Source organism: Candidatus Thiodiazotropha sp. AKIB8 (genome assembly GCF_058244675.1).
Genome location: NZ_JBSYOO010000051.1, coordinates 70,317 through 96,483, shown reverse-complemented (window position 1 = coordinate 96,483; position 26,167 = coordinate 70,317). Strand labels below are relative to the sequence as shown.

General features: G+C 47.2%; 24 protein-coding genes. 13 read left to right on the top strand and 11 right to left on the bottom strand.

Features of this window, described 5'->3' with window-relative positions; translation table 11 throughout:
* Positions 1-42: 42 nt before the first annotated feature.
* The 4 genes from AC4IFB_RS18750 to AC4IFB_RS18735 all read left to right on the top strand — a co-directional run bounded on the left by AC4IFB_RS18750 (position 43) and on the right by AC4IFB_RS18735 (position 3,204).
* A complete protein-coding gene (locus tag AC4IFB_RS18750; RefSeq protein ID WP_490780987.1) occupies positions 43-234 on the top strand; it encodes a hypothetical protein in 192 nt (63 codons plus the stop codon).
* 67 nt (positions 235-301) lie between these two features.
* A complete protein-coding gene (locus AC4IFB_RS18745; RefSeq protein WP_490778826.1) occupies positions 302-856 on the top strand; it encodes a hypothetical protein in 555 nt (184 codons plus the stop codon).
* 9 nt (positions 857-865) lie between these two features.
* Positions 866-1,909 (top strand): AAA family ATPase, encoded by a 1,044-nt coding sequence (locus AC4IFB_RS18740; RefSeq protein ID WP_490778827.1) that lies wholly within the window; start codon positions 866-868, stop codon positions 1,907-1,909.
* A 62-nt stretch (positions 1,910-1,971) separates the two neighbouring features.
* Positions 1,972-3,204 carry a vWA domain-containing protein gene (locus AC4IFB_RS18735; RefSeq protein ID WP_490778828.1) on the top strand — a complete coding sequence of 411 codons (1,233 nt, stop codon included), beginning with the start codon at positions 1,972-1,974 and terminating at the stop codon, positions 3,202-3,204.
* 245 nt (positions 3,205-3,449) lie between these two features.
* On the opposite strand, the gene AC4IFB_RS18730 is transcribed toward AC4IFB_RS18735, so the two are convergent.
* Positions 3,450-4,019, bottom strand: a complete 570-nt coding sequence (locus AC4IFB_RS18730) for a Tll0287-like domain-containing protein (protein WP_490778829.1) — start codon at positions 4,017-4,019, stop codon at positions 3,450-3,452.
* A 458-nt stretch (positions 4,020-4,477) separates the two neighbouring features.
* Between AC4IFB_RS18730 and AC4IFB_RS18725 the strand changes: the two genes are divergently transcribed.
* From AC4IFB_RS18725 to soxZ, 3 genes are all read left to right on the top strand, one after another.
* The gene (locus tag AC4IFB_RS18725) at positions 4,478-5,905 is read left to right on the top strand and encodes a M48 family metalloprotease (RefSeq protein ID WP_490780986.1); all 1,428 of its coding nucleotides are present in this window, start codon (positions 4,478-4,480) and stop codon (positions 5,903-5,905) included.
* Positions 5,906-6,721: 816 nt separating this feature from the next.
* Positions 6,722-7,198 carry a thiosulfate oxidation carrier protein SoxY gene (soxY, locus tag AC4IFB_RS18720; RefSeq protein ID WP_490778831.1) on the top strand — a complete coding sequence of 159 codons (477 nt, stop codon included), beginning with the start codon at positions 6,722-6,724 and terminating at the stop codon, positions 7,196-7,198.
* 46 nt (positions 7,199-7,244) lie between these two features.
* Positions 7,245-7,559, top strand: a complete 315-nt coding sequence (gene soxZ, locus AC4IFB_RS18715; RefSeq protein WP_490778832.1) for a thiosulfate oxidation carrier complex protein SoxZ — start codon at positions 7,245-7,247, stop codon at positions 7,557-7,559.
* Positions 7,560-8,034: 475 nt separating this feature from the next.
* Here the strand turns inward: soxZ and AC4IFB_RS18710 are convergent, their stop codons facing one another.
* From AC4IFB_RS18710 to AC4IFB_RS18700, 3 genes are all read right to left on the bottom strand, one after another.
* Positions 8,035-9,141 (bottom strand): hypothetical protein, encoded by a 1,107-nt coding sequence (locus tag AC4IFB_RS18710; RefSeq protein WP_490780985.1) that lies wholly within the window; start codon positions 9,139-9,141, stop codon positions 8,035-8,037.
* Positions 9,138-11,009 (bottom strand): vWA domain-containing protein, encoded by a 1,872-nt coding sequence (locus AC4IFB_RS18705; protein ID WP_490778834.1) that lies wholly within the window; start codon positions 11,007-11,009, stop codon positions 9,138-9,140. The genes AC4IFB_RS18710 and AC4IFB_RS18705 overlap by 4 nt, the downstream gene beginning before the upstream one ends.
* Before the next feature lie 203 nt (positions 11,010-11,212).
* Entirely contained in the window at positions 11,213-12,097 is an 885-nt protein-coding gene (locus AC4IFB_RS18700; RefSeq protein WP_490778835.1) for a lysophospholipid acyltransferase family protein, read from the bottom strand.
* A 160-nt stretch (positions 12,098-12,257) separates the two neighbouring features.
* Here AC4IFB_RS18700 and AC4IFB_RS18695 point away from each other — a divergent pair, with 160 nt between their 5' ends.
* The 3 genes from AC4IFB_RS18695 (at position 12,258) to AC4IFB_RS18685 (ending at position 14,537) form a co-directional block, all read left to right on the top strand.
* Positions 12,258-12,686: a rhodanese-like domain-containing protein gene (locus tag AC4IFB_RS18695; protein WP_490778836.1), complete on the top strand. Its 429-nt coding sequence runs from the start codon at positions 12,258-12,260 to the stop codon at positions 12,684-12,686.
* Positions 12,687-13,110: 424 nt separating this feature from the next.
* Entirely contained in the window at positions 13,111-13,515 is a 405-nt protein-coding gene (locus AC4IFB_RS18690) for a hypothetical protein (RefSeq protein WP_490778837.1), read from the top strand.
* A gap of 35 nt (positions 13,516-13,550) precedes the next feature.
* Entirely contained in the window at positions 13,551-14,537 is a 987-nt protein-coding gene (locus AC4IFB_RS18685) for an outer membrane lipoprotein-sorting protein (protein WP_490778838.1), read from the top strand.
* 403 nt (positions 14,538-14,940) lie between these two features.
* Here the strand turns inward: AC4IFB_RS18685 and AC4IFB_RS18680 are convergent, their stop codons facing one another.
* The 5 genes from AC4IFB_RS18680 to pepN form a co-directional block, all read right to left on the bottom strand.
* Complete coding sequence (locus AC4IFB_RS18680) at positions 14,941-15,717, bottom strand: ABC transporter permease (protein WP_490778839.1); 777 nt, start codon at positions 15,715-15,717, stop codon at positions 14,941-14,943.
* The gene (locus AC4IFB_RS18675) at positions 15,714-16,646 is read right to left on the bottom strand and encodes an ABC transporter ATP-binding protein (RefSeq protein WP_490780984.1); all 933 of its coding nucleotides are present in this window, start codon (positions 16,644-16,646) and stop codon (positions 15,714-15,716) included. The genes AC4IFB_RS18680 and AC4IFB_RS18675 overlap by 4 nt, the downstream gene beginning before the upstream one ends.
* Before the next feature lie 288 nt (positions 16,647-16,934).
* The gene (locus tag AC4IFB_RS18670) at positions 16,935-17,678 is read right to left on the bottom strand and encodes a ParA family protein (RefSeq protein ID WP_490778841.1); all 744 of its coding nucleotides are present in this window, start codon (positions 17,676-17,678) and stop codon (positions 16,935-16,937) included.
* The gene (locus tag AC4IFB_RS18665) at positions 17,678-19,231 is read right to left on the bottom strand and encodes a CHAD domain-containing protein (protein WP_490780983.1); all 1,554 of its coding nucleotides are present in this window, start codon (positions 19,229-19,231) and stop codon (positions 17,678-17,680) included. The genes AC4IFB_RS18670 and AC4IFB_RS18665 overlap by 1 nt, the downstream gene beginning before the upstream one ends.
* Before the next feature lie 283 nt (positions 19,232-19,514).
* Complete coding sequence (gene pepN, locus AC4IFB_RS18660; protein ID WP_490780982.1) at positions 19,515-22,163, bottom strand: aminopeptidase N; 2,649 nt, start codon at positions 22,161-22,163, stop codon at positions 19,515-19,517.
* Between the two features lie 404 nt (positions 22,164-22,567).
* Here pepN and grxC point away from each other — a divergent pair, with 404 nt between their 5' ends.
* The 3 genes from grxC to AC4IFB_RS18645 are packed head-to-tail and all read left to right on the top strand — an operon-like array spanning position 22,568 to position 23,681.
* Complete coding sequence (gene grxC / locus AC4IFB_RS18655) at positions 22,568-22,831, top strand: glutaredoxin 3 (RefSeq protein ID WP_490778844.1); 264 nt, start codon at positions 22,568-22,570, stop codon at positions 22,829-22,831.
* On the top strand, positions 22,828-23,229 hold the full coding sequence (locus AC4IFB_RS18650) for an RNA-binding S4 domain-containing protein (protein ID WP_490778845.1): 402 nt from the start codon (positions 22,828-22,830) through the stop codon (positions 23,227-23,229). The genes grxC and AC4IFB_RS18650 overlap by 4 nt, the downstream gene beginning before the upstream one ends.
* Positions 23,230-23,231: 2 nt before the next feature.
* Positions 23,232-23,681: a hypothetical protein gene (locus AC4IFB_RS18645; RefSeq protein WP_490778846.1), complete on the top strand. Its 450-nt coding sequence runs from the start codon at positions 23,232-23,234 to the stop codon at positions 23,679-23,681.
* Positions 23,682-23,722: 41 nt separating this feature from the next.
* On the opposite strand, the gene AC4IFB_RS18640 is transcribed toward AC4IFB_RS18645, so the two are convergent.
* The gene (locus AC4IFB_RS18640) at positions 23,723-24,670 is read right to left on the bottom strand and encodes a calcium-binding protein (RefSeq protein WP_490780981.1); all 948 of its coding nucleotides are present in this window, start codon (positions 24,668-24,670) and stop codon (positions 23,723-23,725) included.
* 382 nt (positions 24,671-25,052) lie between these two features.
* Positions 25,053-26,156: a sulfur reduction protein DsrS gene (locus AC4IFB_RS18635; protein ID WP_490780980.1), complete on the bottom strand. Its 1,104-nt coding sequence runs from the start codon at positions 26,154-26,156 to the stop codon at positions 25,053-25,055.
* Positions 26,157-26,167 lie beyond the last annotated feature (11 nt).

Below are 26,167 nucleotides of genomic sequence, written 5' to 3'. Positions count from 1 at the left end.
CGAGACGCTAAGCCGTTAGCTGCTAGGCGCGGGGTGCCGGGAATGGCGCGCCCTTTCCAAGCCAGGCTTGGATCTCATGATGCAAAAAAGTTGCCTGTCAGCATGGCTGATTATGATCCGGGCATTGAAATTCCACTTAACCTGAGTAAAATACTTGGTTATTACTCCCTGAATCCTGGGATTCAGCTAATTAAGCAGTACAAGTTTCATCAACACCAGATAGCGCCTCCCTAAGACTCGCAACTTGACTGCCCCCAACCTGAAAAGGCTGGGTACTATAGATATATAGGAGAAACTGACATTGGCAATAAGAATCAAGAGTCAGTGGCACGACGAGGATAGCGTTCGTTCCCCCGACGAAATTGGTGGTGCCATCGCATTTATTGCATGGCGTATCGCATTAGATAAAGCGATAACACTTCATGGCAAAAACTTTGTATATCACAATGATCAAGAACGGATTGCTGTGATTGCTGAATATCTGACTTATGAAGTCCAGATTGCTGATCGATTGATACACCGAATGGATGATGATAACCGGGTCGCCATAATTACCGCACTGGTAATGAAACTGGCCGATCACTATCGTGATAATGCAGCAGACCTGCTTGGCAACGATGACCACGCCAACCATTTTATCTCCCTGTTCAACGAACGCTCTACAGAATATGCAGAGTTCAACTTCAGCGAGGAGGGGCCCAGTTATCCATTTTTTCGCCATCTTGGTTTCCAGATCCAACAAGTAATGGGAGACGACGAACATGACAATCGCTGGGTGATCGATCAGGTGATGGATGTGGATGGGCCCGAAGTCTACAAACAGCTCTCCCGTGCGATCAGAAATCTCTTTGATTAGGAATACATCATGCGCCCAGCCCAACTGCTTACCATTCTTGAGCAAGAGTTCATCAGCACTCGCGCAGGTCACCATACCCCGGTCATGCTCTGGGGCCCCCCTGGAGTCGGCAAGTCCGACATGGTACGTGAAGTAGCCGAGAGTCATCAGGCACCGGTAATCGACATCCGCCTATCACAAATGGAGCCAAGTGACTTAAGAGGCATCCCTTTTCGTAGTAATGACAGGGTTGAATGGGCGATCCCCTCGATATTGCCTGCCGAAACTCGTCATGGGACCCAAGGTATCCTCTTCCTGGACGAAATCACATCTGCCCCCCCAACCGTCTCTGCTGCGGCTTATCAGCTGATTCTCGACCGTCGATTGGGTGAATATCAGGTACCTGACGGCTGGGCTATCTTCGCAGCCGGCAATCGGCAAGGGGACCGGGGTGTCACCTACAGCATGCCGGCGCCACTGGCCAACCGATTTTCCCATTTTGAGGTAGAGACAAATCTAGATGACTGGGTTGCCTGGGCCTATCGCAACCATATTGATGAACGGATTATTGCGTTTCTCCGCTTTCGGCCAGAACTGCTATTCGACTTCGACCCTGCTCACAATCCGGTCGCATTCCCTTCACCCCGATCCTGGGAGTTTGCCCACCGGGCACTGCAGAAGTTCACCACTCACCCGCAACTGCTCCAAGGGGCGCTGCAAGCCTGTGTTGGACCAGCAGCGGGTATCGAACTGCATGCGTTCGTCAACAGCCTGGATAAGATGCCTGATCTGGATGCAATACTGCGTGGCGAGGAGGTGCCGACACCCGCTGAAATCGATTTGCAATATGCAGTCGCTTCCGCACTGGTTGGACGAGCTATCCGAGCCCATGAAGCAGGCAATGGCCAAGAGGTACATGGACGGATTCTTGAGTATGCCGGTCGTTTTCCTCAACGTGAGATGGGGGTGATGTTGGTATCTGACATGCACCGGGCTGTCGGTGAGGCACTCTTTAATGTTCCCCAGTTTAATGATTGGGCCCAGGCAGTCTCAGATGTCATGTTGTATGAATAAGATTTAAACACAAAGATGAACAACTTCCTCAGAACTCCCCAGCTTCAGGGATCGCTAAACTGATGGATCAAGAAGAGATAGAGACCAAACTGGCTGCAGCTCGCACCAAACTGATTCTCGACAAGCCCTTTCTGGGAGCATTGGTGATGCGACTGCCGATGCAGGAGGCCAATCCTGACTGGTGTCCAACTACTGCTACTGATGCAAAGACCTTCTACTACAATCCACACTACATCGACCAATTGAGTCTGGATGAAACCCAATTCATGCTTGCTCACGAGGCGCTTCACTGTGCCCTCTCCCACTTCGCCAGACGTCAGCATCGCACCAAACTACACTGGGATATGGCCTGCGACTACGCAATCAACCCGCTACTAACTGGTGATGGCCTGAAACCCCCGCCTGGCTCATTGATGATGCCTCAATTCACTGGCATGACTGCTGAGGAGATATATCCCTGCCTGGATGAAAAGAACGATGATGAACCCCTGGACAATCATATCTACGATCAGGACAACACCAAGGGATCTGGCAGTGGCACCACAGAAAAGGATATGGCCAAAAACAACCAGCAGAGTGATACAGACCAGGAGGGAGACGAGCACAACAATCCGGAAAGCGGATCAGGCAATAGCTCTTCACAGCCACCACCACTGACACCGGATGAAGCAGAAACCCTGAGTATCCAGTGGCAGCAACGTATGGCAGGTGCAGCCCAGCAGGCGATGCAAGTCGGCAAGCTGGATGGCGCCATGGCCCGAATGGTAGACCACCTGCTGCAACCCCAACTGCCCTGGAGATTACTACTGGCCCGCTATATGACCGCATTGGCCAGGGATGACTTCAGCTATATGAGACCTTCACGCCGGGAGGGTGAGTTTATCCTGCCGAGTCTGCGCAGTAATCAGCTTGAACTGGTGGTCGCTCTTGATACCAGTGGATCGATAGATGACGAAGAGATGGGGGAGTTTCTTGCTGAGATCAACGCCTTGAAAGGACAGATGCGCGCCAGAGTTACATTGCTCGCATGCGATTCGACGATTGCAGAGGAAGCCCCATGGATCTATGAATCCTGGGATGAATTCCAACTTCCAGAGAAGATAACAGGTGGTGGCGGAACCAGTTTCAAGCCCGTATTCGAGTGGGTGGAAAAGCAGACATTGAGCCCAGATCTACTGGTCTACTTCACCGATGCAGAGGGCGCCTTTCCGGCACTTGAACCAAACTATCCGGTAATCTGGCTGGTAAAAGGTAAAGAGAAGACACCTTGGGGACAGCGAATCCAGCTGAACTAAAGATGTGGGTAGTGCAGTTGGTGGGGCTTCGCCCCACCCTTTATATCGACAGGTAGGGTGGGGCCATGCCCCACCAAATCGCGCTGGAAATTCATAAAAACCACCTGCAACCTTCCGCAGATCCTTAACTATCACCGTAGCTGACTTTGCAGGGCAATCAGGTAGGTTTAAAAATTGTCAGCCACAAATAGCTGGTAAAAAAACCTGTAGTCAGGGCGCAGATAGTGTGCGCCCTGAAAGTCTGATTAGAGTGACTTCTTCAAGGTGAAAGCACCACGAAGGTCACCGGGCTTGTAACCAACAGCTTCATCAGCTGGATAGAGTTCCTTCAGTTTTGCACTGACTGGCTCTGCAAGTTCAGCACCATGACATTTAGTACAAACCTCAGCAGTGGGAATGGCTTTCATCATACGAAATACCTTACGACCCTGCTCCTCAACCACTTCAGCTTTAAGTAGTTTCATGGGGTCCTCCCCAGCAGCTTTACGCGCTTCAAATTCTTTCAGTACAGCAGTTTCCCATGCATCTGCGCGATTGTCGGGATTACGTGTTTTAAGACTGGTTCTACCCACACGCCAACCACTCATTTGAGAATGTGCCTCAGATAATTGCGGAGCAACAGTATTACAGGTTGAGATCGTAGGCACAGGCCCCTTCTCTTTCATACCCTTTACCAGCTCTCCTTTGAGGTCACCAAAATAGGCCTTTATCACACCTTTGCCTTCATTGATGTTGGCCTTCATGGCCTCATCAGCCTGCAATCCCCCACTCATCACTACGGAAGTCAGAAACAAAACTACGCTCTTCTTCATCATGGAACTCCATTAAATAGCATCCAGTTTATTAACCGGACAAGAGAGTGAATCTACACCTCCCCCACCCGGCCGGTTGGTCGTGAGGCGGTAGATTAAAGCAAATAGCAGGAAAGGCCAACCTCCTAATTATCAACCAATTATTGAGTTTTCGGTAAAACCTAACAATTCATCTTGGAGATACTGATTAACCAATTAATCGGAGGAAATGTTTGTTTAAACTTTTGCTTACTATCGCCGGATCTGATTAAGCGCTAGTATGGATGGCACACAACATCTGCAGCCTTAATTGAGACTGCATGACTTAAGGATGTAAGTATCATGATACTTATCTCCAGGTTACTATTAACCCGGCGACTAAGTCATGGGCCGGAACTATTCTTCACTCTTTGGGATCTGTTAAAGGCATGATCAATACACGGACAAATATCCCAATAGTCATTCTCTTGCTGGTTATAGGTATGCTTATGCCTACAGCCAACGCCTTCAGCGATGAAGAAGCAATAAAATTGCCCGAACTGGGTTCTCCATCAGATCAATACCTGACCCCGGCAGATGAGATAAGACTCGGCAGAGAGTTCATGTTGAGTGTGAGAAAGTCGACTCCGGTTATGGATGACCCGCTGGTATCTGAATATATCCAGTCACTGGGACAAAAGCTGCTCAAAGAGAGCGAAGCTATTGGTCAGGATTTCGACTTTTTTGTCATTGAACAGCCAGAAATCAACGCATTTGCTGGACCTGGTGGCCATATAGGTGTCTATAGCGGCCTTATTCTAGCCACACAGAGTGAAAGCGAACTGGCATCTGTCATTGCCCATGAAATTGCCCATGTCACTCAAAAGCACCTGCTACGGGCATTTGATGCAGCGAATCAAATGAGCGGAAAAACCGCTGCTCTGCTGCTGGCTGCCATACTGGTTGGCGCTGCCGGCTCTCCAGATGCTGGTATTGCCATGGCGACTGGCGTTCAGGCTAGCGCCATACAGGAGCAGATAAACTTCACCAGAAGCAACGAAGAAGAGGCCGACACAGTAGGCATCAAGATTCTCGCCAAATCAAACTATGACCCCAGAGCAATGCCGGTGTTTTTTGAACGACTGACCCATGCCAGTCGACTCTATGAATCGGGAATACCTGAAATCCTCCGCACCCATCCGGTCACCACCAATCGTATCGCTGATGCCCTGGGACGAGCAGAAACCTATCCTTACAAACAGTACCCTGGTGAACTGAATTACTTCTTGACCAGAGAGACTCTGCGAGTCAGATCTTTCAAAGAGCCTGCTGAGGCAGTAAAACACTTTGCCACCGGCTTGCACGAAGGACGACACTTGAACCAGGAGGCTCATCAATATGGTTACGCACTGGCCCTATCGGCCAACCATAAGCACGAAAAAGCTGAGCAGATAATCGAAAAAATGCTACAGAAAAGGCCTGAGCAAGCTGAATATGTATTAGCTTCAGCCAAATTTGCAAAGGAGCTGAAAAAGCCCAAGAAGGCCTTGAAGATTCTAGATACTTATTACAGTCTGATGCCAGAAAACTATCCTATTTCAATTACCTACATTGAAGCGCTGACTGAAAATGGTGATCTTGCCAAGGCACGACAGGTGACTCAGCAAATACTATCAATGCGTGAGTCTGATCCCAGACTCTATCGCTTACTGAGTAAAATTGAACAGTTGGATGGGCGCAAGGCCGAGTCTCATCGTATGCTGGCTGAGGCCTATGTGGCCTCAGGTGAGTTCCAGCCAGCAATCCAGCAGCTGGAAATAGCCTTAAAAGAGGTGGATCCACCGGATTTCTATGAGACATCCAAGATTGAATCCCGTATGAAGAGACTACGTAACCTGGTAAAAGAGCAACAGAAAAAAGATCACCGTTGATCTGAGGATAGCGCTGGCGTCACTGATCAACCTCTTGCCACCAAAGCCCACCGATTCAGGCTTGCATACCAGCCAGACTGTTGCTGTTCCCCTCAAGGCGGATAAAGCATCCCTGAGGTGAGCTCTACTCATCTACAATCCACCAGCCCCAGATCACTTAAGAAGCTGCTTAAATACTGCTCACTGTTTGATTTTTTACACAGCCACCCCACGCTGCAGGTGATCTAAGGAGTAGAGCCCGGTCCCTTACCTAGTACACCAAGCAACCTGAATTCAGGTAAACCCCAACCCAGCACGGAGCAAACCCAACTTCGCCATACTCCTAACATCACAAAGCACTAATATTTCAAATTTTTTTACTTGATATCGCCCACTGTTTCGGTATTCTTACGATCTACCTGTAAAGGTATTGTGTGTCGGCAAAAATGTTTAAATAATAAAAAGCCGGCATAAATCATCCTCAGTATCTAATTTACAATGGAGGATTTGGTGCATAGCTATCGCAACTTTTTATGATAAAAGTTGTTCTAATGCCACTGACAAGCATTAATGATCGGCAGGAATCCCATGCCAAATGGTATGGCCCAAGCGACAAACCGACTCTAATTTCTGCAATGACAATAAAACCTTTGGTGGAAAAAATTAAATACATCGGCTTTTATGCACATAACCCTGGGATTTGTGATTAAACATGGTCGGGGAGCTACCCAGACCCAAATTTGTCACAAAAGACCAAAACCATGAAATTGACCAACCACTTCAGTTTCATAAAAAAAAACATCAATCACTAACCTTTCTCAGTCTTGGAGAGAATGAATGAGCAATGAAATGAAACGCAGGATCTTCCTTAAAAGATCACTCGCAGCAGGTACGGTAGGCGTTGCTGCCGCTACCGGCCTTTTGGCTCCTCAGCAGGTGCTTGCAGCTTGGAACAAGGCCGCTTTCGAATCAAAGGAGCTACCAGCCGCTTTGGATGCACTGCTGGGCAGTTCCGAGATGTCTGAGTCTGCTGACATCAAGGTAAAGGCACCGGATATCGCAGAGAACGGTGCTGTAGTACCGATCACTGTAGATGCAAGCATTGAAGGTGTCGAGTCTATCGCGATCATTGCTTCCAACAACCCAGTACCTCTGGTCGCTAATTTCGTGATGGGCACAGGAGCATCAGGTTTCGTCTCTACCCGTATCAAGATGGGTAAAACCGGTGATGTTATTGGTGTTGTCAAAGCGGGCGGTAAGCTCCACAGCGCCAAGAAAGAAGTCAAAGTCACCATCGGTGGTTGCGGCGGATAAGCCCAACAAATCCCGTCAAGCATATAACGAACACGAGGAATAGAGCATGGCTAAATCGATAAAGATCCGCGCCAAAGAGAAAGGTGGTGTAACCACCGTCAAGGCCCTGATGACCCATCCAATGGAGACTGGTGGCCGTAAAGATAAAAAGACCGGAAAAGCAATCCCCGCTCACTTCATTGAAGCAGTAGTGTGCAAGCACAAAGGCAATACCGTCATGACAGCTGAATGGAGTGGCGGCATCTCTAAGAACCCCTACATCTCCTTTAAATTCAGCGGCGCCGCTAAAGGTGATGAAATCGAACTATCCTGGACTGACAACACTGGTAAGAGTGACAGCATGTCAAGCAAGATCAAATAATGATCAACTGCAGTCAGGCTTAATGCTGACACTGATCCAGTAAGAGTAAAAAAGGGCGCACATGCGCCCTTTTTTTATAACGAGGTTAAAACGCTTATCCCAATACCGACCATCAACAAAGGCGCGATCAACTATATGAATCGCATGCTTAACACGAAGCCAAACATTGGCAGCTAGTGTACCTCCTTTCTGGTTATCCTCAGCACCCTCACTGTTTTTCACCCCATACTCGCTATAGCTAATTGCCTTTACAACACATCGTATCGCTGGTTTATATAGCGTTAATATTCTTTTAGGGTCCACTTGGTGGGGCATGGCCCCACCCTACATCTTACCCGGACAGGTAGGGTGGGGCCCTGCCCCACCAAAGCGTGCTGAAATGGCATAAAAAACCACTTCGTTTGATTTTTAGATGTGGCTAATCAAGCGCCGCAGTGATTCCGGAAGGACTCGACCTGAGGCTCCTGTATAACGATCAAGCGTCCTTCTTCTCCTCATCAGGAGATGACTCTTCCTCCAAAAGCTTTGCCCACTCCTCTTCCAACGAGCCAGGCTCAAAGTCTGATGATTGTTCAACATCAACATCGGCCACATCAGGAATATCGATATCAATGTTGCTCAGGTCATCCATCATCGATTCACCAACTTGCTCTGACTCCGCAGCTGATTCAGCAGAAGGTGCCGATTCAGATTCAGGTTCCTTTGCTTCTTCTGCTAATTCACTTTCATGAATCATGTCATCAGCAATTTCCATCACTTCATCGATAATCTCTGATACCTCTTCATCAACAGCAGCTGAAGTATCTCCGACTGATGCAATGAGTTCATCCACTTCATCCGCAGATGAATCTTCCTCGTCTGATAGAGATGACTCAGTTAATTCCTGATCTGTCATATCAGGGATGAACATATCATCATCGACACTATCATCTTCTATGGGTGGTGGTATCTCTGGCTCAACCTCTGCTGTTGCCTCTACTTCTGCATCTGCTTCTATTTCTATCGACTCAGGAACCTGATTTTCCTGTGTCTGACTTGCCACATTCTTAAACTCTTCTGCGCCATCGGAAAACATGGTGGAATACTCATTCAGCATCCTACCCATAGTATCCATGGTGACTTTTAATTCTTCAGAAAGTCGTTCATTTTCAGCCTTCAGATGATCAAGTTCGTCACCACCCCCCTCCACGGGGCTTCCACTTTCGCTTACAAGCCCTCCGAGAGACTGATAGCCCAGCACCAGATTTTCCACATCCACATCTATCTGCTGTAGTGAGACTTGATCATCTTTCAGAAAACCATTCAGCATATTCTGATATAGGATCATTTCAGTCTGCACAATGCCATGCAGAGTTTGATCCAGTTGGGGACTTTGCAAATGATAGCCATCAGCCAACAGAGTTTTTAGGCGCTCAGTTCGCTTAGACTTATCTGCCTGTACTCTCTCTGCCAAGTGGTTCGCAGCCTTGCGTATGCGTCCTTTACGTAACAGTGTAAATAGCACTAACAATCCACTGATGATAACTAGCCCAACCAGGATCTCTGCAATAATCAGCGCTGTTAAAGAACTGATTTCGATCATGACTCTTTCTCCGGCTCAGCATCAGTGGCATCTGTACCTGACGGCTCATCGACAAGACTGATTTTATTACCTTGATTCGATCGACGCATCCACCAAAAAATTCCACCTGCCAAAGCAATCAACACCAGATTTATTACCCCGAACCATATTGCTGCACCTACCCAATCCACGCCCTCATCCTCTTCCTCAGTCTGAGTCTCTTCTGGTTCAGCTTCCACTGCGGGTTCCGCTTCAGCTGCGGGCTGAGGTTCCGGTTCTGGAGGAGGTATCGGTGCTGGTGCCGGTTCTGGTTCCGCTACAAAAGGTTTAACCCCTTCGACCTCAACTGGACTGTCAATATAATCAACGATCGCACCCTCAACACTTCTGGCTGCTGCTTTCAGAGTGACCTTTCGTGGCCCTGAAAAACTCATTAGATCTATCACCCCTGTGAAGGATGCACCCGATCCAGACCGTTGCAGGTTCAAGGGAGTCTCAGTTCCAGTTTCATCCTCCAGCCAGGCTTCAAGCTTTAGAGTACCGGGATCAATCAATTTATCGTCAGGGATCAACTGCAGATCCAGCAGTTGTCCATTGTCTCGAGGTTTCAGGTTCAATTCGACTGGCGGTACGACTTGGTAGGTTATTCGCCTTTCGCGTATAAATGTCGCTCCTCTGGCATTAATGATCAGCTCACCCATTCCACTCTGCAGCGCTTCGCCACCAAAGGTCATAGTGAAAATACCATCGTCCGCTTTTTCATCCGAGTCACGCCCATCATCTGTGAAAGGCCTTGCTTCAGATCTACCCATGATATCTTTTTTGCTCGAAGAAACATTCACCATATGCAGGAATTCCTGCTTTGTTATCTTTTTACCATGATCGGTAAAGCTCACCTGATAGGGGAGAGAAACACCATGAATCAAACGGTTGGGTAGTTCAGTGGAAAGCATCTTGAGGTCAGTGACAACCATTACTCTGTTATCCGGATCCACTTCTGCCCGAATACGCCACTCACCCGCTTTTGGATCAGCGATAGTCAGCATGTCGTAACCCTCATCACGATGCCAACTGACGTTTTTCGGGGCACTGTCAGCTTTAAATGGCTGACCTTCAGGGGGTATGACTTCTGTCGGTTGAGCTCCGGGTTTATGGAAAACCAGTAGTGTGGCCTCCGTGATACTGGGATCTATAGTGAACTTGTTGTCTTTCAAAGGTACTGAATCGGGCTTACCCACCTTCTCGAATATTCTTAGGAATACCTTCTGTAACTCATCTGCTGTTTCTGTCTGCTCATACCATCCTCCGGTTTGATCAGCCAGTTCTCTCATCAATTCGTGATCAGCGTTTTTAGACAGCGCGATAGTATGTACTGTGACCTGATGCTGTTTCAGTCGGGGCAGGATCTTTTTAAGAATACGTTGCTTTGAAGCGCTATTTTTCGTCTTATCCCTGGAAATATCCACCATGCCGTCAGTCAGCAGGATCACACTACGCCGATAGGGCCCAGGGGGGCCACTCCAGTCCTCTGTCGACCTTTTCAATGCATCTTCAATATTGGTGCGCTGACCGGGAGATCCGATCGATTTCGAGCTTTTCCTGGCCTTACTCTTCCATGCCTTATCTACCTGACCCAGAGGAATCTGCATGTTGACATATTGACCAAAGGTCCAAACCCCGGCACGGGTTTCAGATGACAGCAGACCCACCAGCAGCCGTAGTGCAGGACGCCGTAGATTTTTTGGGTCATTTTTCTTCATGCTGCCCGAAACATCAATCAGAATACGCACATCAGCTTTTTCTGCAGATGTTGCTGCCACTGCCGGCCCGATAGAGACTAAAACAGCTACTACAGCAATAAGAACAATATTGGCAATTCCTTTCATCATTCTGAAGCAACCCCGTTAAATAACCTGTCGAGATGGGATGAAAATGCTATAGAAGTAGATAGAAACTATCACTTCCAGTGCAACACCCCACCGTCAGGCTAATCATATGATCCCGACACTACAGGCAATTAAGCACAACGCCTTACCAGTTTAACGGCTAACCAGGATAGCTCTTTAATTCCTATCAATGGAGAAGATCTAAGTTACTTTTTCTTATAGGGAGAGGATTTGCCTTCAGGCTGCTTTGAAAATCGCTTGTAGGACCACTGATATTGACTCGGAAACATCCTAATCAGCATTTCAACACCCTGATTCATAGCCACGGCAGCACGATAGGTATCTTCATCAGCAATCCCTTCTGGAGCAGGTAGATAATGAATTTTGTAACCCCCCCCTTTTTCAAGACGCTCAGCGCAGGCCAAAACCACTTTCGCCCCAGTTTTTCTTGCCAATCTGTTTGCCAGCAGCATAGTCAGTGCAGGATTATCGAAGAAAGGTGCAAATAGAGCGCCCTTATCAGATTTTGGTTGCTGATCAGGGAGAATACCGGTGATCCCTCCAGCCTTTAAGGTCTGCAGAATACGCTTTACCCCGCTATTGTCCGTTGGCACAAGCTCTGCCCCACTCCGCTCTCTGGCCTGTTTCACCACATTGTCAAAAGCTGTCTTTCTAGGCGGTCGATAGAGGTTGGTCACCCTTCCCCGGCGCTGCAGCTCCAATCCTACAATCTCCCAGCAGCCAATATGTGGTGAGAGTACAATCAAGCCCTGCCCTTCCTGCCTCTCAAAATTTGACGCTCCATTGACCTCACGAATTAATCCTATCACCTCATCTGCAGGTCTGAACCAGATTGCACTCATCTCCAAAAGAGTGCAGCCCAGTTGTTGCATTGCCTGACCAAGTAGTGAGCGTATCTGTTCATCTCCCATAGTCGGAAAACAGAGACGCAGATTAATCTCAGTTACCTCCCTCTCCCGGTTGGGAACCAGCGTATACAATTTTCCAAGTAGACGTCCAAGACTGTGCAGCCAGGATAGTGGCAGGTGATGCAGGGAATACCAGAGTTTGAACAGTAACCGCTCTTTCATGAATGTGAATTGTACACAAAAACAGAGTGCCCTCTCAGAAAACTGGCGACAGCAGCGCCAATGATGCAGTCCATCTTGGCATGAAGAGTGCAAAAGATTGTGTTCATTGATAAAACATCTAACATGTGAATAGTAACCGTGATCCCTATAGGAGGAGAGAATGAGCGACTCAAAATTACATAACCTGTCACCTCAGCAGGCCTGGCAAATGATACATGACGACCCGCGATCAGTGCTGGTGGACATACGTTCCACGATGGAATTCCTGTTTGTTGGCCACCCTACAGGCGCAGTTCATGTACCTTGGATTGATGAGCCGGACTGGACGGTCAATCCACACTTCGTTACTGAGATCCGAAAGCTCCTGCTTGGTGGCAGCATTTGCACGATAGACGAAGGCTGCGCCCCGGTAATTCTAATCTGTCGCAGTGGTAAACGCTCACTGGAGGCAGGCAAAGCATTGCTGGATGCAGAATTTATCCGTGTCTTTCATGTTGATGAAGGCTTCGAGGGTGATTTGGATGAAGATCACCGCCGTAGTAGTTTGGGCGGATGGCGCTTCCACGGACTTCCGTGGGAACAATGCTGAATTGAGAAGCCTGGTGTTTATAAACCCAAGGCCCATAAAAACCCTAAAATATCGACCTGTTCACCTATTCGTTCTATTCCGTATGGAAAAATAGTGAGTTAGACTATCCTTTGTTGTTGTACTGTATATAAATAATTCAAGCTGTTCAGTATATTTCGATTAGATAAGTGGTCAATCCTGATGACCTTTTTATAATGGATTGCACATAGTTCGTCTATGCTATGCAGATAAACTATGGATCGTACAATGAAGCTGGTGATTGACTGCCTGGTGGCAGCAACCTGTTACAGGGATTAGTAACGCAGATCACCAGCACTACTGATTATGCCAGCGACGATCAGTCTTTTTGGTGGAATGAAATAAAATGAGTATGGTAATCACAGGCCTAAGCGGTCCGGCACATAGGAACACAAGGAGGTATCCAGTGCGGCAGACAACAAAGTGTCACTATTTTTTTCAATCTCTAGCGCTATTGCTCTGTTTGAGTTTTTTCGATCAGCTCAATGCCAGCGAGCATGATTATCTGCAAGCAATCAAAGCGGACTATGAAGAGTTCTCCAGCGGAGTCTTCGACCCGCCCTCCGACTCCCCCTGGATCAGCGTTCAAGGCAACAGCACCGATAACAACATCCCCTCATATGAAAATCTTGAGGATTTTTCTGCCTTTTTGAAAAAAGAGTCTCCAGGTAGTTTCATCTTCTACAACAAACTACCAGAGAGTTACAAAAGCCGACTACATCAGGAATACTTGAAAACAGGGAATCTGGAAGAGATTAAAAAGAACATCTTTAAATATTCCAGTGAAGTAAAAAAACAGAACCAGAAATAGATGGCTGACCACCTATGTACCTGCATCGAGTTCATATGAGAAGACTAAATAAAAATGTCATGCAATTGGGCTACTTTCTAGCACTGATCATCTGTTTTCAATCAACAGCTATCTTTGCTGCGGTAGACACAACCCTCCCACTTCCCCCTATCGGTGAAACCCCTAGCGCAGACGAGATCGCAAAACAGGTCTATTTCGCTAACCATTTCTTTACTTTCAGAAACTTTTCCATCGAACGCAGAGGTCGCACCATGACCGTTTTAATCAATCGTTCATCAAATGGAAAGGTACATGCGACTGCATTGGAGCGCCATCTTAATAACAACTATGAAATCTCTCCAGATCAGGCGATTCGATCAAGGGATTTGGCAATTTTTCATTCTGGAAAATTAAGAGGAACCGGCATGCTCATTACTGAGTATACCGATGAGAAAAAAAACAAAGATTATATGGTCTGGCTTCCTGCTTTGAGAAAGATCAGACGTTTTTCGCAACCCCAACATGATGATGCCTGGGGAGGTAGTGCCTTTACCTTCGGTGATGTTACATTGAGAAAACCTGAAGATGAAACTCACGAACTGATTGGTAAGAAAAAGCTGCAAACCTGTCTAGGCACCATTGAAGAGCTTGAAGGTAAGCATTATCGATACGTGGGTGAATTACCAACCCGTAGTTGCCGTCATATTGATAAGGAAGTCTATGGACTCAAAAGCACTACAAAATTCAAATCCTGGTGGTATGACTACCGAATCAGCTATGTAGACACCAGCAGCTTTGCTGACTACCGAACCTTATACTTCAAGAATGGCGAATTGATAAAGGTTATCGATCGGGATTGGGGGCTAGTCAATAAGGAGGATGGTGGTGATCCCAGAGCTCTGTTTTGGAAATACTGGTATGGACTCGATCTAAGAACAGGACAGGAGAGCTGGGCGGTCATCCCTCAGAAAGTGGTTGAGTATAATAAAATTCGCCGAAACTCCTTTTGGACCGAGAAAACATTACGTAAGATCAAGCGTTGATAAACCATCGATTGAATCTGTGAGGAGTATGTTTAAGGGCACCTCTATTAATCTGGCAACTATTGTGAATATCCAGCGTGATTTGGTGGGGCTGGGCCCCACCCTACCTGTCGATTTAAGGTGTTGTGAATATCCAGCGTGATTTGGTGGGGCAGGGCCCCACCCTACCTGTCGATTTAAGGTGTAGTGGATTTTCAGCGTGATTTGGTGGGGCAGGGCCCCACCCTACCTGTCGATTAAGGTGTCGGGTGGGGCCCTGCCCCACCAACTGCACTCGAAAAGAAAAGTGACACTTAGAAGAGTTTAAGTGGATATCTACCAGGCACTACCCGCATATTACTAATCAGGAAATATTGTGTCGTTTATGGATCATAGAGTGGAAAGATTGTTCCCTTACTGTAAATCACTCCTTGATCCCCACACCTCTGGCTAATAGCCTTAAACTAAACCAGGTCAACAGCATAATAAACAAAATAATGATTCCAAGTGCCAGGCGTACATCGATGTCAGAAACGCCAAGAATCCCATAGCGAAAAGTATTGATCATATACAATACCGGATTCAACAAAGAGGCATGTTGCCAAAACTCTGGCAACAACTCTATCGAATAGAATACCCCTCCGAGATAAGTCAGAGGAATCAAAACAAAAGTTGGCACAATCGAGATATCATCAAAACTCTTTGCATAGACTGCATTGATAAAGCCGGCAAGTGAGAAAAGCACTGAAGTCAGAACAAAAACCAGAAAGGTCAAACCGTAACTGTTAATACGAAGATCAGTAAATAGCAGGGAGACCGCTGTAACAACTATACCCACAAGCAATCCTCTGGCCATCCCCCCGGTTACATATCCTGCCAACACAATCCAGCTTGGCACTGGCGCGATCAACAACTCCTCAATATAGTGCTGCAATTTAGTGCTGAAGAATGAAGATACTACATTTGCATAAGAGTTCTGGATCACTGACATCAATATCAAACCCGGAACAATGAATTCGATATAGCTGTACCCCTCCATCATTCCAATACGTTCACCAATAAGTTTTCCAAAGATGATGAAATAGAGTGTTGTAGTTATCGCAGGAGGAAGAATGGTCTGAACCCATATACGGCTAAACCTGAGAATCTCTTTGGTGACGATGGTCTGATATGCGATACGCTTGATATGGCTGGAGGTCATACGTTCTGTTCCGGCTTTTTAGACTGATTAACAAGATCGACAAAAAGTTGTTCGAGTCGATTCTGTTTATTCCGCATACTGATGACATCAATGCCCTGCTGAGTAAGAAGCTCAAACAAGCCATTCATGCTCTGTTCCCGCTGAACGGCAACCTCTAGTGTTTTTTCATCGATCAGTTGCAGTTCATAGCCAGGCAGATCTGGCGCATCATCGAGTGCTCTACTCATATCCAGCAGGAATTGCTCTGTATTCAGCTGACTGAGCAGACTCGACATACTGGTCTGTTCAACAATCTTACCATGATCAATTATTGCTATATTGCGACATAAGCTTTCAGCCTCTTCAAGATAGTGGGTGGTTAAGATTATTGTCGTTCCCTGGCGATTGATTTCACGCATGAACTGCCACATGGAACGACGTATTTCAATATCGACACCCGCAGTCGGTTCATCCAGTATCAGAAGTCTTGGCTGGTGCACTAATGCTCTGGCAATCATCAGGCGACGCTTCATACCCCCCGACAACCAGCGTGCCTGTGTATCTCGCTTCTCCCACAGGTCGAGTTGTCTCAGCTTCTCTTCAGCGCGATCGAATGCCTCTGTTCGTGGTATGCCATAGTAGCCAGCCTGATTCACAAGAATCTCGATCACCGGTTCCCACATATTAAAATTAAACTCTTGTGGTACGAGTCCTATCAAGGATTTGGCTTGCTCTTTGTTCTTATCCAGATCATTGCCGTATACCGCCACTCGACCTTCAGTTTTATTGGTCAATGAGGCGATGATACTGATCGCAGTGGATTTACCGGCACCGTTTGGCCCCAGCAGGGCAAAAAAGTCCCCCTCCTCGACATTGAGATTAATACCACTCAATGCTTCGAAACCACTGCGATAGGTTTTATATAGATTTTCGATTATGAGTGCAGACACAACATTTCAAATATGGTTGGTGATATAGAAGCGTATGGCTATCATACCCCTATTCTACGGGCACTTCCCAAGGAACCCCTGATTAATTCAGGGAGGTTTGCATAGTGAGATCAAAGGCAGTGGATCGAAAGCCAAAAGGGCAAAGATTACCCACTACACATGAAAGACTTAAATTGAGGTCAATATGGGTGAAGTAAAAAAAATTTCACTACTTTAAACAGGTGATTGAAGCAACCAGCTTATAGAGCCTGTTAACACTAATCGAATAGGCCCTAGAACAGCAGCAATTTAACCCAGCCGTCGCTGTACTTCCATCCATAATGCCTGATAGGAACTGGCTGCCATGCACTTTGGAGCGAAGGCCTGTACCGGCATACGGTGCAAGCCCATCTTTTCAACATCACTGGCATAGGGAATCTGAGCCTTCAGCAACTCACCATGTGTATCAGGAAGATTCTTCATTACATCCAGGTGCATGCGTTTACGACGATCCACCATGGAGAAGAAAGGCATTAACTCCAAACCCGTAATACGATGACCTTCAAGGAAATCCAATAGCTGTTGATAGGTACGCAGAGAGAGCGTGGTAGGAATCAGTGGAAGCAGCAGTCCCTCCGCAGCCCGAAAGATATTTTCTGACACCAGGGAGATACTGGGTGGACAATCCAAAAACACATAATCGTAAGCTTGAGAGAGAGGTCGCAGTAACTTCAACAGCTGTTTGGTTGGATTTTTGGCCTCTTCCAGGCGTAGATCCATATTACGATATGAGAAGTCTGCAGGCAGCATATCCAGATTTTCAAAATCTGTCGCCTTCACCACTTCATCGAGATCCAGCTTACCTTTTATCAGACGCTTATTGCTCCCTTTTACTTTTGGTTTTATACGAAAATAGTAGGTCGCTGCTGCCTGAGGATCGAGATCCCAGATCAGGGTACGGTATCCCTGCATTGCAGCCAAATAGGCTAAATTGACAGCTGTGGCGGTCTTTCCAACCCCACCTTTAATATTGTAAACGCCAAGAATGTGCATCAAGCCCCTCCGAACAACTGACGAAAGGCCTTTTGATTATCCTCGCTGCTAAAAGCGGAGAATAGGTTAGTAAACTCCTCTCTTGCCCTGGCCTGCCTTTCAAATAATCTACCGACCAGAACACCCATCGCCATCAATGCGCTGGCAGGCGCACCCTCTTTGAGCATCTCACTGCCAAGTACCTCCAGGGATTGAGCCTGAACCTCCAAATCCTGAAACTCTCCTAAATTATCAAGAATCACCTTAAGTGACCTGATCAACTCCCTTATAGCAGGCTTCGGATAGAGACTCTGAAAAAACTCCATCAGATAGCGCAGTTTCTTACAATCCTTTCGCAATTCGTGAAGATACTCGGCTGGGCTATCTGGATCGATGGCAAGACCATCCTTCAGCACCCGAGCATATAGCTTACTGATTCTTTTATCTGCAAGCTTAGCCGTGGGCTTTTCTGCATGAGGAGCGCTTTGAGTGTTATTCGATGGTGTTGTCAACCACTCACGCCAAGACTTGATCAACTTACGAAAATGGGGTGAGTTGAGCTTCTTCACCAACTTTGCCTGCTCCACTTTATGATGCGCCACTAAATAGGTGTAGAAGGGATCAAGGTCTGCCTGGAGTGGTTGTGGAAGACTGGCTCGATATTGGTCATATTTTAGTAGGTAGACATCCAGGTCTCTCGTTGGGCCTGTAATTTGACCGACCCAACCAAACCCCTTTTTGAAGGGCTCTAACTCTTGAGGATCAAATACCCCTTTGATCTGGCTCATTGCTGAACGTGTGCGGCGTGTTGCCACACGTAAATCATGAAGAAACTCACTGTCGAGATCAGCTTTTGTGCCTGCAATGTTGGCTTCCAGTGTATCGAGGAGGTCCAGCATGATCTGTCTGGCAGCAACATCCGACCGTGCATCCTGATCCAGCCGGTAGTTCAATTTGGAGCTATAGTCACCAGGCTTGATAGCAACCTCCGACAGTGCATCCTGATAGAGGCTATGATCACAGTTTTGCAGCTTCATTGACTGAAGGCGTTGCTGCAGATCCTCAAAATAGGACTCATAGCCTTTGAGAGGCTTCAAAACCAGGCGCCCTTCCAACGGGCCGGTCTGCTTGCGGTTAATGGATCTGAAACTATTTTGTTCCAATACTACCCTGACGACAGTCTTCTCCTCACTATCGAGAAGCGCAAGGGTCTGCTGCTGCTGTATCACATGGACTTTAGGTTGAACCACCCGCATTTCAAGCACATCAGCAACCTGATCAGCCAACCCCCCGGGAGGAAGCTGTTTGGCGAAGCCCGGTGTCTGTTCGATAATCTGACAGAGTGGCGCCCTATTTCCTTTCAGATAATGCCAGCAAAGACGACGTAGAGAGCCATGCTCCTCTACCAACTCCGCCCCTGCCTGCCAGACTCTCCAATCGAAACTGTCGTAGTAGGTCAATTTAAGTTTCGTGGGCGCCTCTTCCCGCAATCCATTCGATTCGGTGAAGATACGCTTCAACTTCTCCAGATCGAGGTCATCAGGAAGTAAATAAGATACCGATTGCAGCGCCATATTGTCTTCTCTAAAACAAAACCATAAAGATTACCCGACCCACCACAGAGAAACAATTGCCAAATCAGGTATCAGTTTGATCATAGACGAAAAAACATCTTTCGTATTGATCATGCTCAATCGAGATATGCCGATAAAAACAGCTATTTCCAGAAAGCTGTTTGGTGAATCCGCTATCCCGCTGCCATGCCAAGGTAAAGGTGCTTCGCCTGGAATGGTGTGCCCTTTTCAATAGGGGCTGACACATTAGCGGGGCTCCCTTTAGACGGGTCAGGAATATTGATTACTCATCAGCAACACTCTTGCTGGCAATCTCAAATACATCACGAGAGATATCAGACTGTGCCAGCACCCGTTCAAATGCCTGGCGCATGAGTATCTGTCGTGATTCGTCATAGCGGCGCCAACGGCTCATTATGCGTAGAAGACGTGCTGCTATTTGGGGATTCAAGCTATCCAGCGCAATCACCTGATCAGCCAAAAAGTCATAACCGGATCCATCAGCAGCATGAAATGCAGAGAGGTTTATACTACAAAAAGCACCGATCAGGCTACGCACCTTGTTCGGATTACGAATCGAGAAGGCAGGATGATCCATTAGACGTTTTACATGGGATAGGGTTCCTGGCAGAGAGGATCCCGCCTGCACAGTGAACCATTTATCCATAACCAACGGGTCTTCCCGCCACTTCGCTTCAAAAAGAGAGAGCGCTTTCTCCCGATCGGGTATATCGCGATCAACCAAACAATTCAATGCCGCCATCACATCGGTCATGTTATCTGCAGATTCAAATTGATCCATGCAAATGGCATCAATTTCCGGATCATCAAGACACATCAGGTAGTTTAGCGCAAGATTTTTCAGCCTCCTGCGTCCCATTGAGCTGGATCTGATATCGTAAAGATCGGTTTGATTGCGCTTGTAGACGAGTAACAGCTCATCCCCCAGTTGTTGCGCCAAAGTACGCTTCAGCCACTCTCTAGCCTGGTGAATCGCCTCCACATCGACCAGATCCATATGATCTCCGATAGTCGACTCCGACGGCAGGCTGAGCAATTCACTCAGCAATGCCTTGTCTGCATGCTCATCAATCAATGCCAGACGGTAAGCTTCAGCAAATCCATCATCGAGACTAAAAGTATCACCTTGCTGAGCTGCCGATACCAGCTTCAGCAGGGTACGCTTGGCAAGGGTTTGAGCTGCATCCCAGCGATTGAAATCATCTGACTCCTTGGCCATCAGGAACATCAACTCCTTATCGCTGTAGTCATACTCAAGTTTTACTGGTGCAGAAAAGCCGCGCAGCAACGAGGGTACTGGCTGTTCAGGTAGATCGTAAAAGCTGAAAGTCTGAGATGTTTGGGAGAGCTCTACAACCAACTGTTTATGTAGCGCCGGCTTATCAACACTCTGTTTTAGTTGGAGAGTCTGACCTTCACTATCCAATAGCGCCAGGGCAATCGGAATATGGAAGGGCTGTTTACTCTTCTGTCCAGGGGTCTCAGGTGTCTGTTGGGTAAATGTCAGCTGATAGACACGCTTGGCTTTATCGTAATCGGCCGCGACACGTACCACAGGAGTGCCTGACTGACTGTACCAAAGGCGAAACTGATCAAGCTGACGACCACTCGCCTCCTCCATACATTTTACAAAATCATCTGTAGTTACCGCTTCGCCATCATGTCTTGCAAAATAGAGATCTGTTGCCCTTCGATAAGTTTCAGCGCCGAGCAGGTTCGCCTGCATACGTACCACTTCCGCCCCTTTTTCATATACAGTAACTGTGTAGAAATTATTAATTTCTATATAGCTCTCAGGACGAACCGGATGCGCCATCGGCCCCGCATCCTCGGCAAACTGATGGCTGCGCAATAAGCGTACATCATCAATGCGTTTCACCCCGCGGGATCCCATATCGGCTGAAAACTCCTGATCCCGATAGACAGTAAGTCCCTCTTTCAGACTGAGTTGAAACCAATCCCGACAGGTGATGCGATTACCTGTCCAGTTGTGAAAATATTCATGGGCGATAACGCCTTCGATATTCTGGAAGTCGCTATCGGTTGCTGTATCGGGGCGGGCAAGAACGAATTTTGAATTAAAGATATTAAGTCCTTTATTCTCCATTGCTCCCATATTGAAATCATTCACCGCTACAATCATGAAGATATCCAGATCGTATTCTCTGCCATAGTTCGCCTCATCCCAGGCCATGGCATGTTTTAGTGAAGTCATTGCATGATCGCATTTGTCGATGTTTTCCGGTTCGACATAGATACGCAGATCAACTGAACGTCCAGAACTTGTTGTATAGCTATCTTGTTGAAACTTAAGATCACCGGCAACCAAAGCAAACAGATAACAGGGTTTGGGAAAAGGGTCTTGCCAACGAACCATGTGGCGTCCATCAGCCAGATCCTGTTGCTCTACACAGTTCCCATTGGAGAGCAGTACAGGATAAGCCGCTTTGTCAGCGACTATAGTGGTGACAAATCCTGCCATGACATCAGGTCGGTCAGGAAAATAGGTTATACGTCTGAAACCTTCCGCCTCGCATTGGGTACAGTACATCTTCCCAGACTGATAGAGACCTTCCAACGCGGTATTTTCTCGAGGCTTGATTTCAACCTGTGTTGAAAGTGTAAAACGTTGCCCCACACCTGCAATGGTAAGTGTATGCTCATCAACTTCATACTCATCACCACTCAACTCCCGGTTATCGATAGTGAGCTTTAACAGCTTCAACTGTTCACCATCGAGCACCAAATCAGGATTCTGATCAACACAAGCAGGATTCCTGCGCATTTGCAGATGACTTGATACCAGGGTCTTATCCTCCTGAAGATCAAACTCGAGTTCCACCTGATCAACCAGGTATTCCGGCGGGTGATAGTCTTTTAGATAGATGGTCTTGGCGTTATCTGTTCGCATCGAGGTTCCTTATACTCAGCCAGGAGTCGCTGGCGACTCCAGGGATATGTTTTGATCGCTTTTTGACAGTCTAAATGTGACCTGCGATGAGATGCAATGATCACTCAGGGAAACCAACCGTATTGTTCCAATACTGGAGAGCATAGGGTATCACCACAAATAGATCGCACATCCAAAGCCAAACAGTCATAGGCCTGTCAGATAGAGATGAGATAGCGGGTTGCGAACGCCATGACAACCCGATAGATTTCATGGCATATATCTATCTTGACCATCCAGGCAAATCGACTATCCACAGGTAGAAGTATCAGGTTCCTGCTGTTAGGATATAAATCCACTATAAAATTATATTTTTTATCGCCATTACAATCAGTTAGCATTACAGAGTATTAAGGAGCCCATTAATGCCACAAGTCGTCATGTACTCTACCGCTATCTGTCCCTACTGCGTTCGCGCCAAACACCTGTTGGAAAACAAAGGTGTGGTTTATGAAGAGATTCGCATCGATCACAATCAAGAGATCATGCAGGAGATGATGCGTCGCAGCAATCGACATACGGTGCCACAAATCTTCATCGATGATTTCCATGTCGGTGGCTATGATGACCTGGCCTCAATGGAGATTTCCGGCCGCCTCAACCAGCTGCTTGGCATAGAGGACGAATGACCCAGGAACAGATAGAAAAGGTGCGGTTGGATAAATGGCTCTGGGCCGCGCGTTTTTTCAAAACCCGCCAGATTGCAGCAGAGGCAATCAATGGAGGAAAAGTCCATCTCAATGGCCAGAGAACCAAGCCGGGTAAAGAGGTAACGATTGGTAGCCACTTGAGAATCCACAAGGGTTCTCTGGAGTGGGATATTAAGGTCAGTGTACCGGCCAATCGCAGAAGACCAGCCTCCGAAGCCTGTCATTTCTATGAAGAGACAACGGAAAGTATAACCAAGCGGGAAAAAACTATCGAAGCACAGCGATTGGAACGCAGCTGTGCGCCTCAGCCAGCCCAGGGAAAGCCCACAAAGCGGAATAGGCGTATGATTCACAGATTCATCAATAAATCAGGTTAACAATGGATCAGGATGCTTTCCGTCGCACCTATCGGGAGATGAATGAGCGCCTCTGTGCTTTTGAAAAGAGTTTGCTCTCCCGCAAGTGCGATTGCAGCCAGTCAAAAAAGATCTGCATTGCAGAACGGGAGGGGGTTCACTGCTGTTCAGATGACGCCAATTCCCAATGTATTGAACTACTGGAAAAACTGCGCCATCAGGCACGCTTTGCCTTGAAATCAAATAACGATAATGAGGTCTTGCCGCATGGCAAGGCGATGCGCCTGCAGGTTGGCGGATTACGCGGACTCTACTCAGCACTCTTTCCTGATGAATCAATACCTGAATGTATTGAAGATGTCTTTGGCCTCATCAATCAGGCTAAAATAGAGTTTCGAGGTTTGGATGCTCTGCCCTTTCAAACCCTGATACAGCATGTTTCAGCTTATAAGGGTAGACGCCGGATCAGGTAGTGATAAGGACTGGAACCACAAGGCGCCAGTCCATGAAAAAATTACTTGGGTGAAATCATATTTAGCGGAAAACTATTAGCTCCGAGAGAGGGTCCTCCACCACTAAACAATCCCAATGGATCGAACGGGTTAAAGCCGCTACCTGAGCTGTCATTACTGCCTTTTAAAACCTGGTCTGCATCAGGATTCTCAATGATGGTAGTGTTGTCTCCATCGCTGACACAATATGTACGATCACCAGCTTGACCACCGGCATCCACGTAACCATCGTCAGGATTTCGAGTTAGGAGATCGTTACCAAATCCACCCCACATATTGTCCCGGCCCGCATTACCTGTGATGTAGTCATCTCCACAACCACCAACAAGATTATCGTTACCGGCACCACCATTGAGATTATCGTTTCCAGCACTACCCCAGATATTATCGTCGCCACGTCCACCAAAGACCAGATCATCGCCTTCGTTACCTACCAGGGTATCATTGCCATCTTGTCCATAGATCCTGTCATTACCCGATCCACCCCAGATACTATCATCTCCCTTACCACCGGCAAGGCAATCATCCCCACCACCACCAATCAAGGTGTCATTGCCATCTCCGCCGCGAATGGCTTCATCGCCAGAACCACCACGTATTACATCATCACCACAACCACCATTCAGGGTGATGTTTTTCTCCGGGCCACATAACTGTTGACCTGTTACGCTGATATTGTCGTTGCCATCCCCTCCGTTGATAACCAGGTTTTGTGCCTCTTCAGCAGTAAAATGAAAAGATTTACCGTTGATATCGACGTCGACAGAACCATCGGGGTTGATGTGTGCATTAATATTATCGTCTTTACCGCTGCCAGTGATTTCGGTTCTGCCGTTTTTACTTGAGATATGTGCGCCATCGCATGTAAAAAAATCCCTTCCGGAATCAGGCAATATACAACCGCCACGATGACAGGCTAAACCTTCCGGACTTCCTTGTACGCCATTCATAAAATCTACTCCTTTAAATTATTCCGCTAGTCACTTAGCGGACTAGCAAATACTAGTGAAAAACAGTACCCGTCTGGGTAAATAATATAGATCTGAAAACTAGTTTGAGTGTTGGAGATCAATTGAAATTAAAACAGATTAATGTCAGCAAATCAGTAGGTGATTACCCTAGGCCTGTTAACACTAATCGAATAGGCCTTATTAACCCGGCGACTAAGTATGTCGTCTTCAGGGTTAATAGCTTGTGGGTCGAGCGAGAAATCAGACAACGATCAAGCGGATCACCAGGCCCCATAACTACATGATTGCCAGATAAGGGATATACTGAAAAATTGTTTTGGGGAGTTACCAGACAATTCTACGAAGATAGAGAAACAGTTGTTTAATCCATCAACTGCAATAATTGCTCTTTGAGGGGATCGAAAACTGGCGCCAGCTTTTTTCGCATCAGACTTCCGATTGAATCTGTTTTTGAGAATACCGGACGTACAGCACCATATCCCAAGCCGGATAGCAGAAAGAAGGTGCGAAACTCCGCTTCTCTTTTGTCGTTTACAGCACAGCAGGCGGTTAAATGTTCATCTTGCAGGGAGTGCGCCTCAAGCTGTAACTCTTCCAGTGTTAGATCCGGATCCCCTTGCGGGCGTAACGAGGAGAAGTAGTCTTGCAATACATCCAACAACATTGTGACTACATCCTGGTTCGCAGGCTTTTCCATTACCTTTAGCGCTGTAGCGATAAATCCCTGCCCTTGTGAAGTGCTGACTCGCTGCATCATCAACGCATAAGGATTGCCTGATTCGGCCAGAGATCGCCATGAGAGAGACTCTTCATCACTTATTACTCTCGCGACTGGTGGTTGTGGGAGCTGATCCGGAATAGTAGCGAGAAATCCAAGGTAGTATGTCGGTTTTCTAGCGCAGCGCTTCCACAATTCATGACACTCCTTTTCGCTGATAAGCCCAGGTTGAAGCACCAATCTAAGGCTCTCTACGATAGTCAGAGGTTCGGTCTCAAACGGTAGATATTCAATCAAAAATCTGGCCAGTTCAGGCCCGATATCACCCTCTATTACATGCTGATTCTGAAGCATACGTCTGGCATTATCTGGCTCCTGAGAGGTCCACCAGGCTCTTCTTGCCACCTCATTGGTCAATCCTTTGGCAGAGGTGACAGCGACCACAGCTTCCGGTTCGCCAAGCAGCAGTAACTGTTCCAGGTTGTCATCCCGGGTCTGTCCCATACGACTCCAGCGTTTGAGATAGACCGGATACCCTCCTGGCGAGCCTAAAGCATGCCCGGAGAGGGTCTCTCTTACCTTTCGAAGATAGAGATCCTCCCTGCAATTTGGATTGAGTGTGAGGGTAGTCTCACCCTTTTCAGTGAGCGCATGGAGGGTAAATGCGGATTCATCAATGCGTATGGCTTGCGGCTTGTTGGCAAGCAATACGTTCAGACGTAAGGCATCTTCACTAGAAAGATCCATAGATTATGGCA

Excerpts from the sequence above, each read along its gene's own strand:
- AC4IFB_RS18750 (WP_490780987.1), top strand. The coding sequence starts at position 43 with ATGGCGCGCCCTTTCCAAGCCAGGCTTGGATCTCATGATGCAAAAAAG.
- AC4IFB_RS18740 (WP_490778827.1), top strand. The coding sequence starts at position 866 with ATGCGCCCAGCCCAACTGCTTACCATTCTTGAGCAAGAGTTCATCAGC.
- AC4IFB_RS18735 (WP_490778828.1), top strand. The coding sequence starts at position 1,972 with ATGGATCAAGAAGAGATAGAGACCAAACTGGCTGCAGCTCGCACCAAA.
- AC4IFB_RS18730 (WP_490778829.1), bottom strand. The coding sequence starts at position 4,019 with ATGATGAAGAAGAGCGTAGTTTTGTTTCTGACTTCCGTAGTGATGAGT.
- AC4IFB_RS18725 (WP_490780986.1), top strand. The coding sequence starts at position 4,478 with ATGCTTATGCCTACAGCCAACGCCTTCAGCGATGAAGAAGCAATAAAA.
- soxY (WP_490778831.1), top strand. The coding sequence starts at position 6,722 with ATGAGCAATGAAATGAAACGCAGGATCTTCCTTAAAAGATCACTCGCA.
- soxZ (WP_490778832.1), top strand. The coding sequence starts at position 7,245 with ATGGCTAAATCGATAAAGATCCGCGCCAAAGAGAAAGGTGGTGTAACC.
- AC4IFB_RS18710 (WP_490780985.1), bottom strand. The coding sequence starts at position 9,141 with ATGATCGAAATCAGTTCTTTAACAGCGCTGATTATTGCAGAGATCCTG.
- AC4IFB_RS18705 (WP_490778834.1), bottom strand. The coding sequence starts at position 11,009 with ATGATGAAAGGAATTGCCAATATTGTTCTTATTGCTGTAGTAGCTGTT.
- AC4IFB_RS18700 (WP_490778835.1), bottom strand. The coding sequence starts at position 12,097 with ATGAAAGAGCGGTTACTGTTCAAACTCTGGTATTCCCTGCATCACCTG.
- AC4IFB_RS18695 (WP_490778836.1), top strand. The coding sequence starts at position 12,258 with ATGAGCGACTCAAAATTACATAACCTGTCACCTCAGCAGGCCTGGCAA.
- AC4IFB_RS18685 (WP_490778838.1), top strand. The coding sequence starts at position 13,551 with ATGAGAAGACTAAATAAAAATGTCATGCAATTGGGCTACTTTCTAGCA.
- AC4IFB_RS18680 (WP_490778839.1), bottom strand. The coding sequence starts at position 15,717 with ATGACCTCCAGCCATATCAAGCGTATCGCATATCAGACCATCGTCACC.
- AC4IFB_RS18670 (WP_490778841.1), bottom strand. The coding sequence starts at position 17,678 with ATGCACATTCTTGGCGTTTACAATATTAAAGGTGGGGTTGGAAAGACC.
- AC4IFB_RS18665 (WP_490780983.1), bottom strand. The coding sequence starts at position 19,231 with ATGGCGCTGCAATCGGTATCTTATTTACTTCCTGATGACCTCGATCTG.
- pepN (WP_490780982.1), bottom strand. The coding sequence starts at position 22,163 with ATGCGAACAGATAACGCCAAGACCATCTATCTAAAAGACTATCACCCG.
- grxC (WP_490778844.1), top strand. The coding sequence starts at position 22,568 with ATGCCACAAGTCGTCATGTACTCTACCGCTATCTGTCCCTACTGCGTT.
- AC4IFB_RS18650 (WP_490778845.1), top strand. The coding sequence starts at position 22,828 with ATGACCCAGGAACAGATAGAAAAGGTGCGGTTGGATAAATGGCTCTGG.
- AC4IFB_RS18645 (WP_490778846.1), top strand. The coding sequence starts at position 23,232 with ATGGATCAGGATGCTTTCCGTCGCACCTATCGGGAGATGAATGAGCGC.
- AC4IFB_RS18640 (WP_490780981.1), bottom strand. The coding sequence starts at position 24,670 with ATGAATGGCGTACAAGGAAGTCCGGAAGGTTTAGCCTGTCATCGTGGC.
- AC4IFB_RS18635 (WP_490780980.1), bottom strand. The coding sequence starts at position 26,156 with ATGGATCTTTCTAGTGAAGATGCCTTACGTCTGAACGTATTGCTTGCC.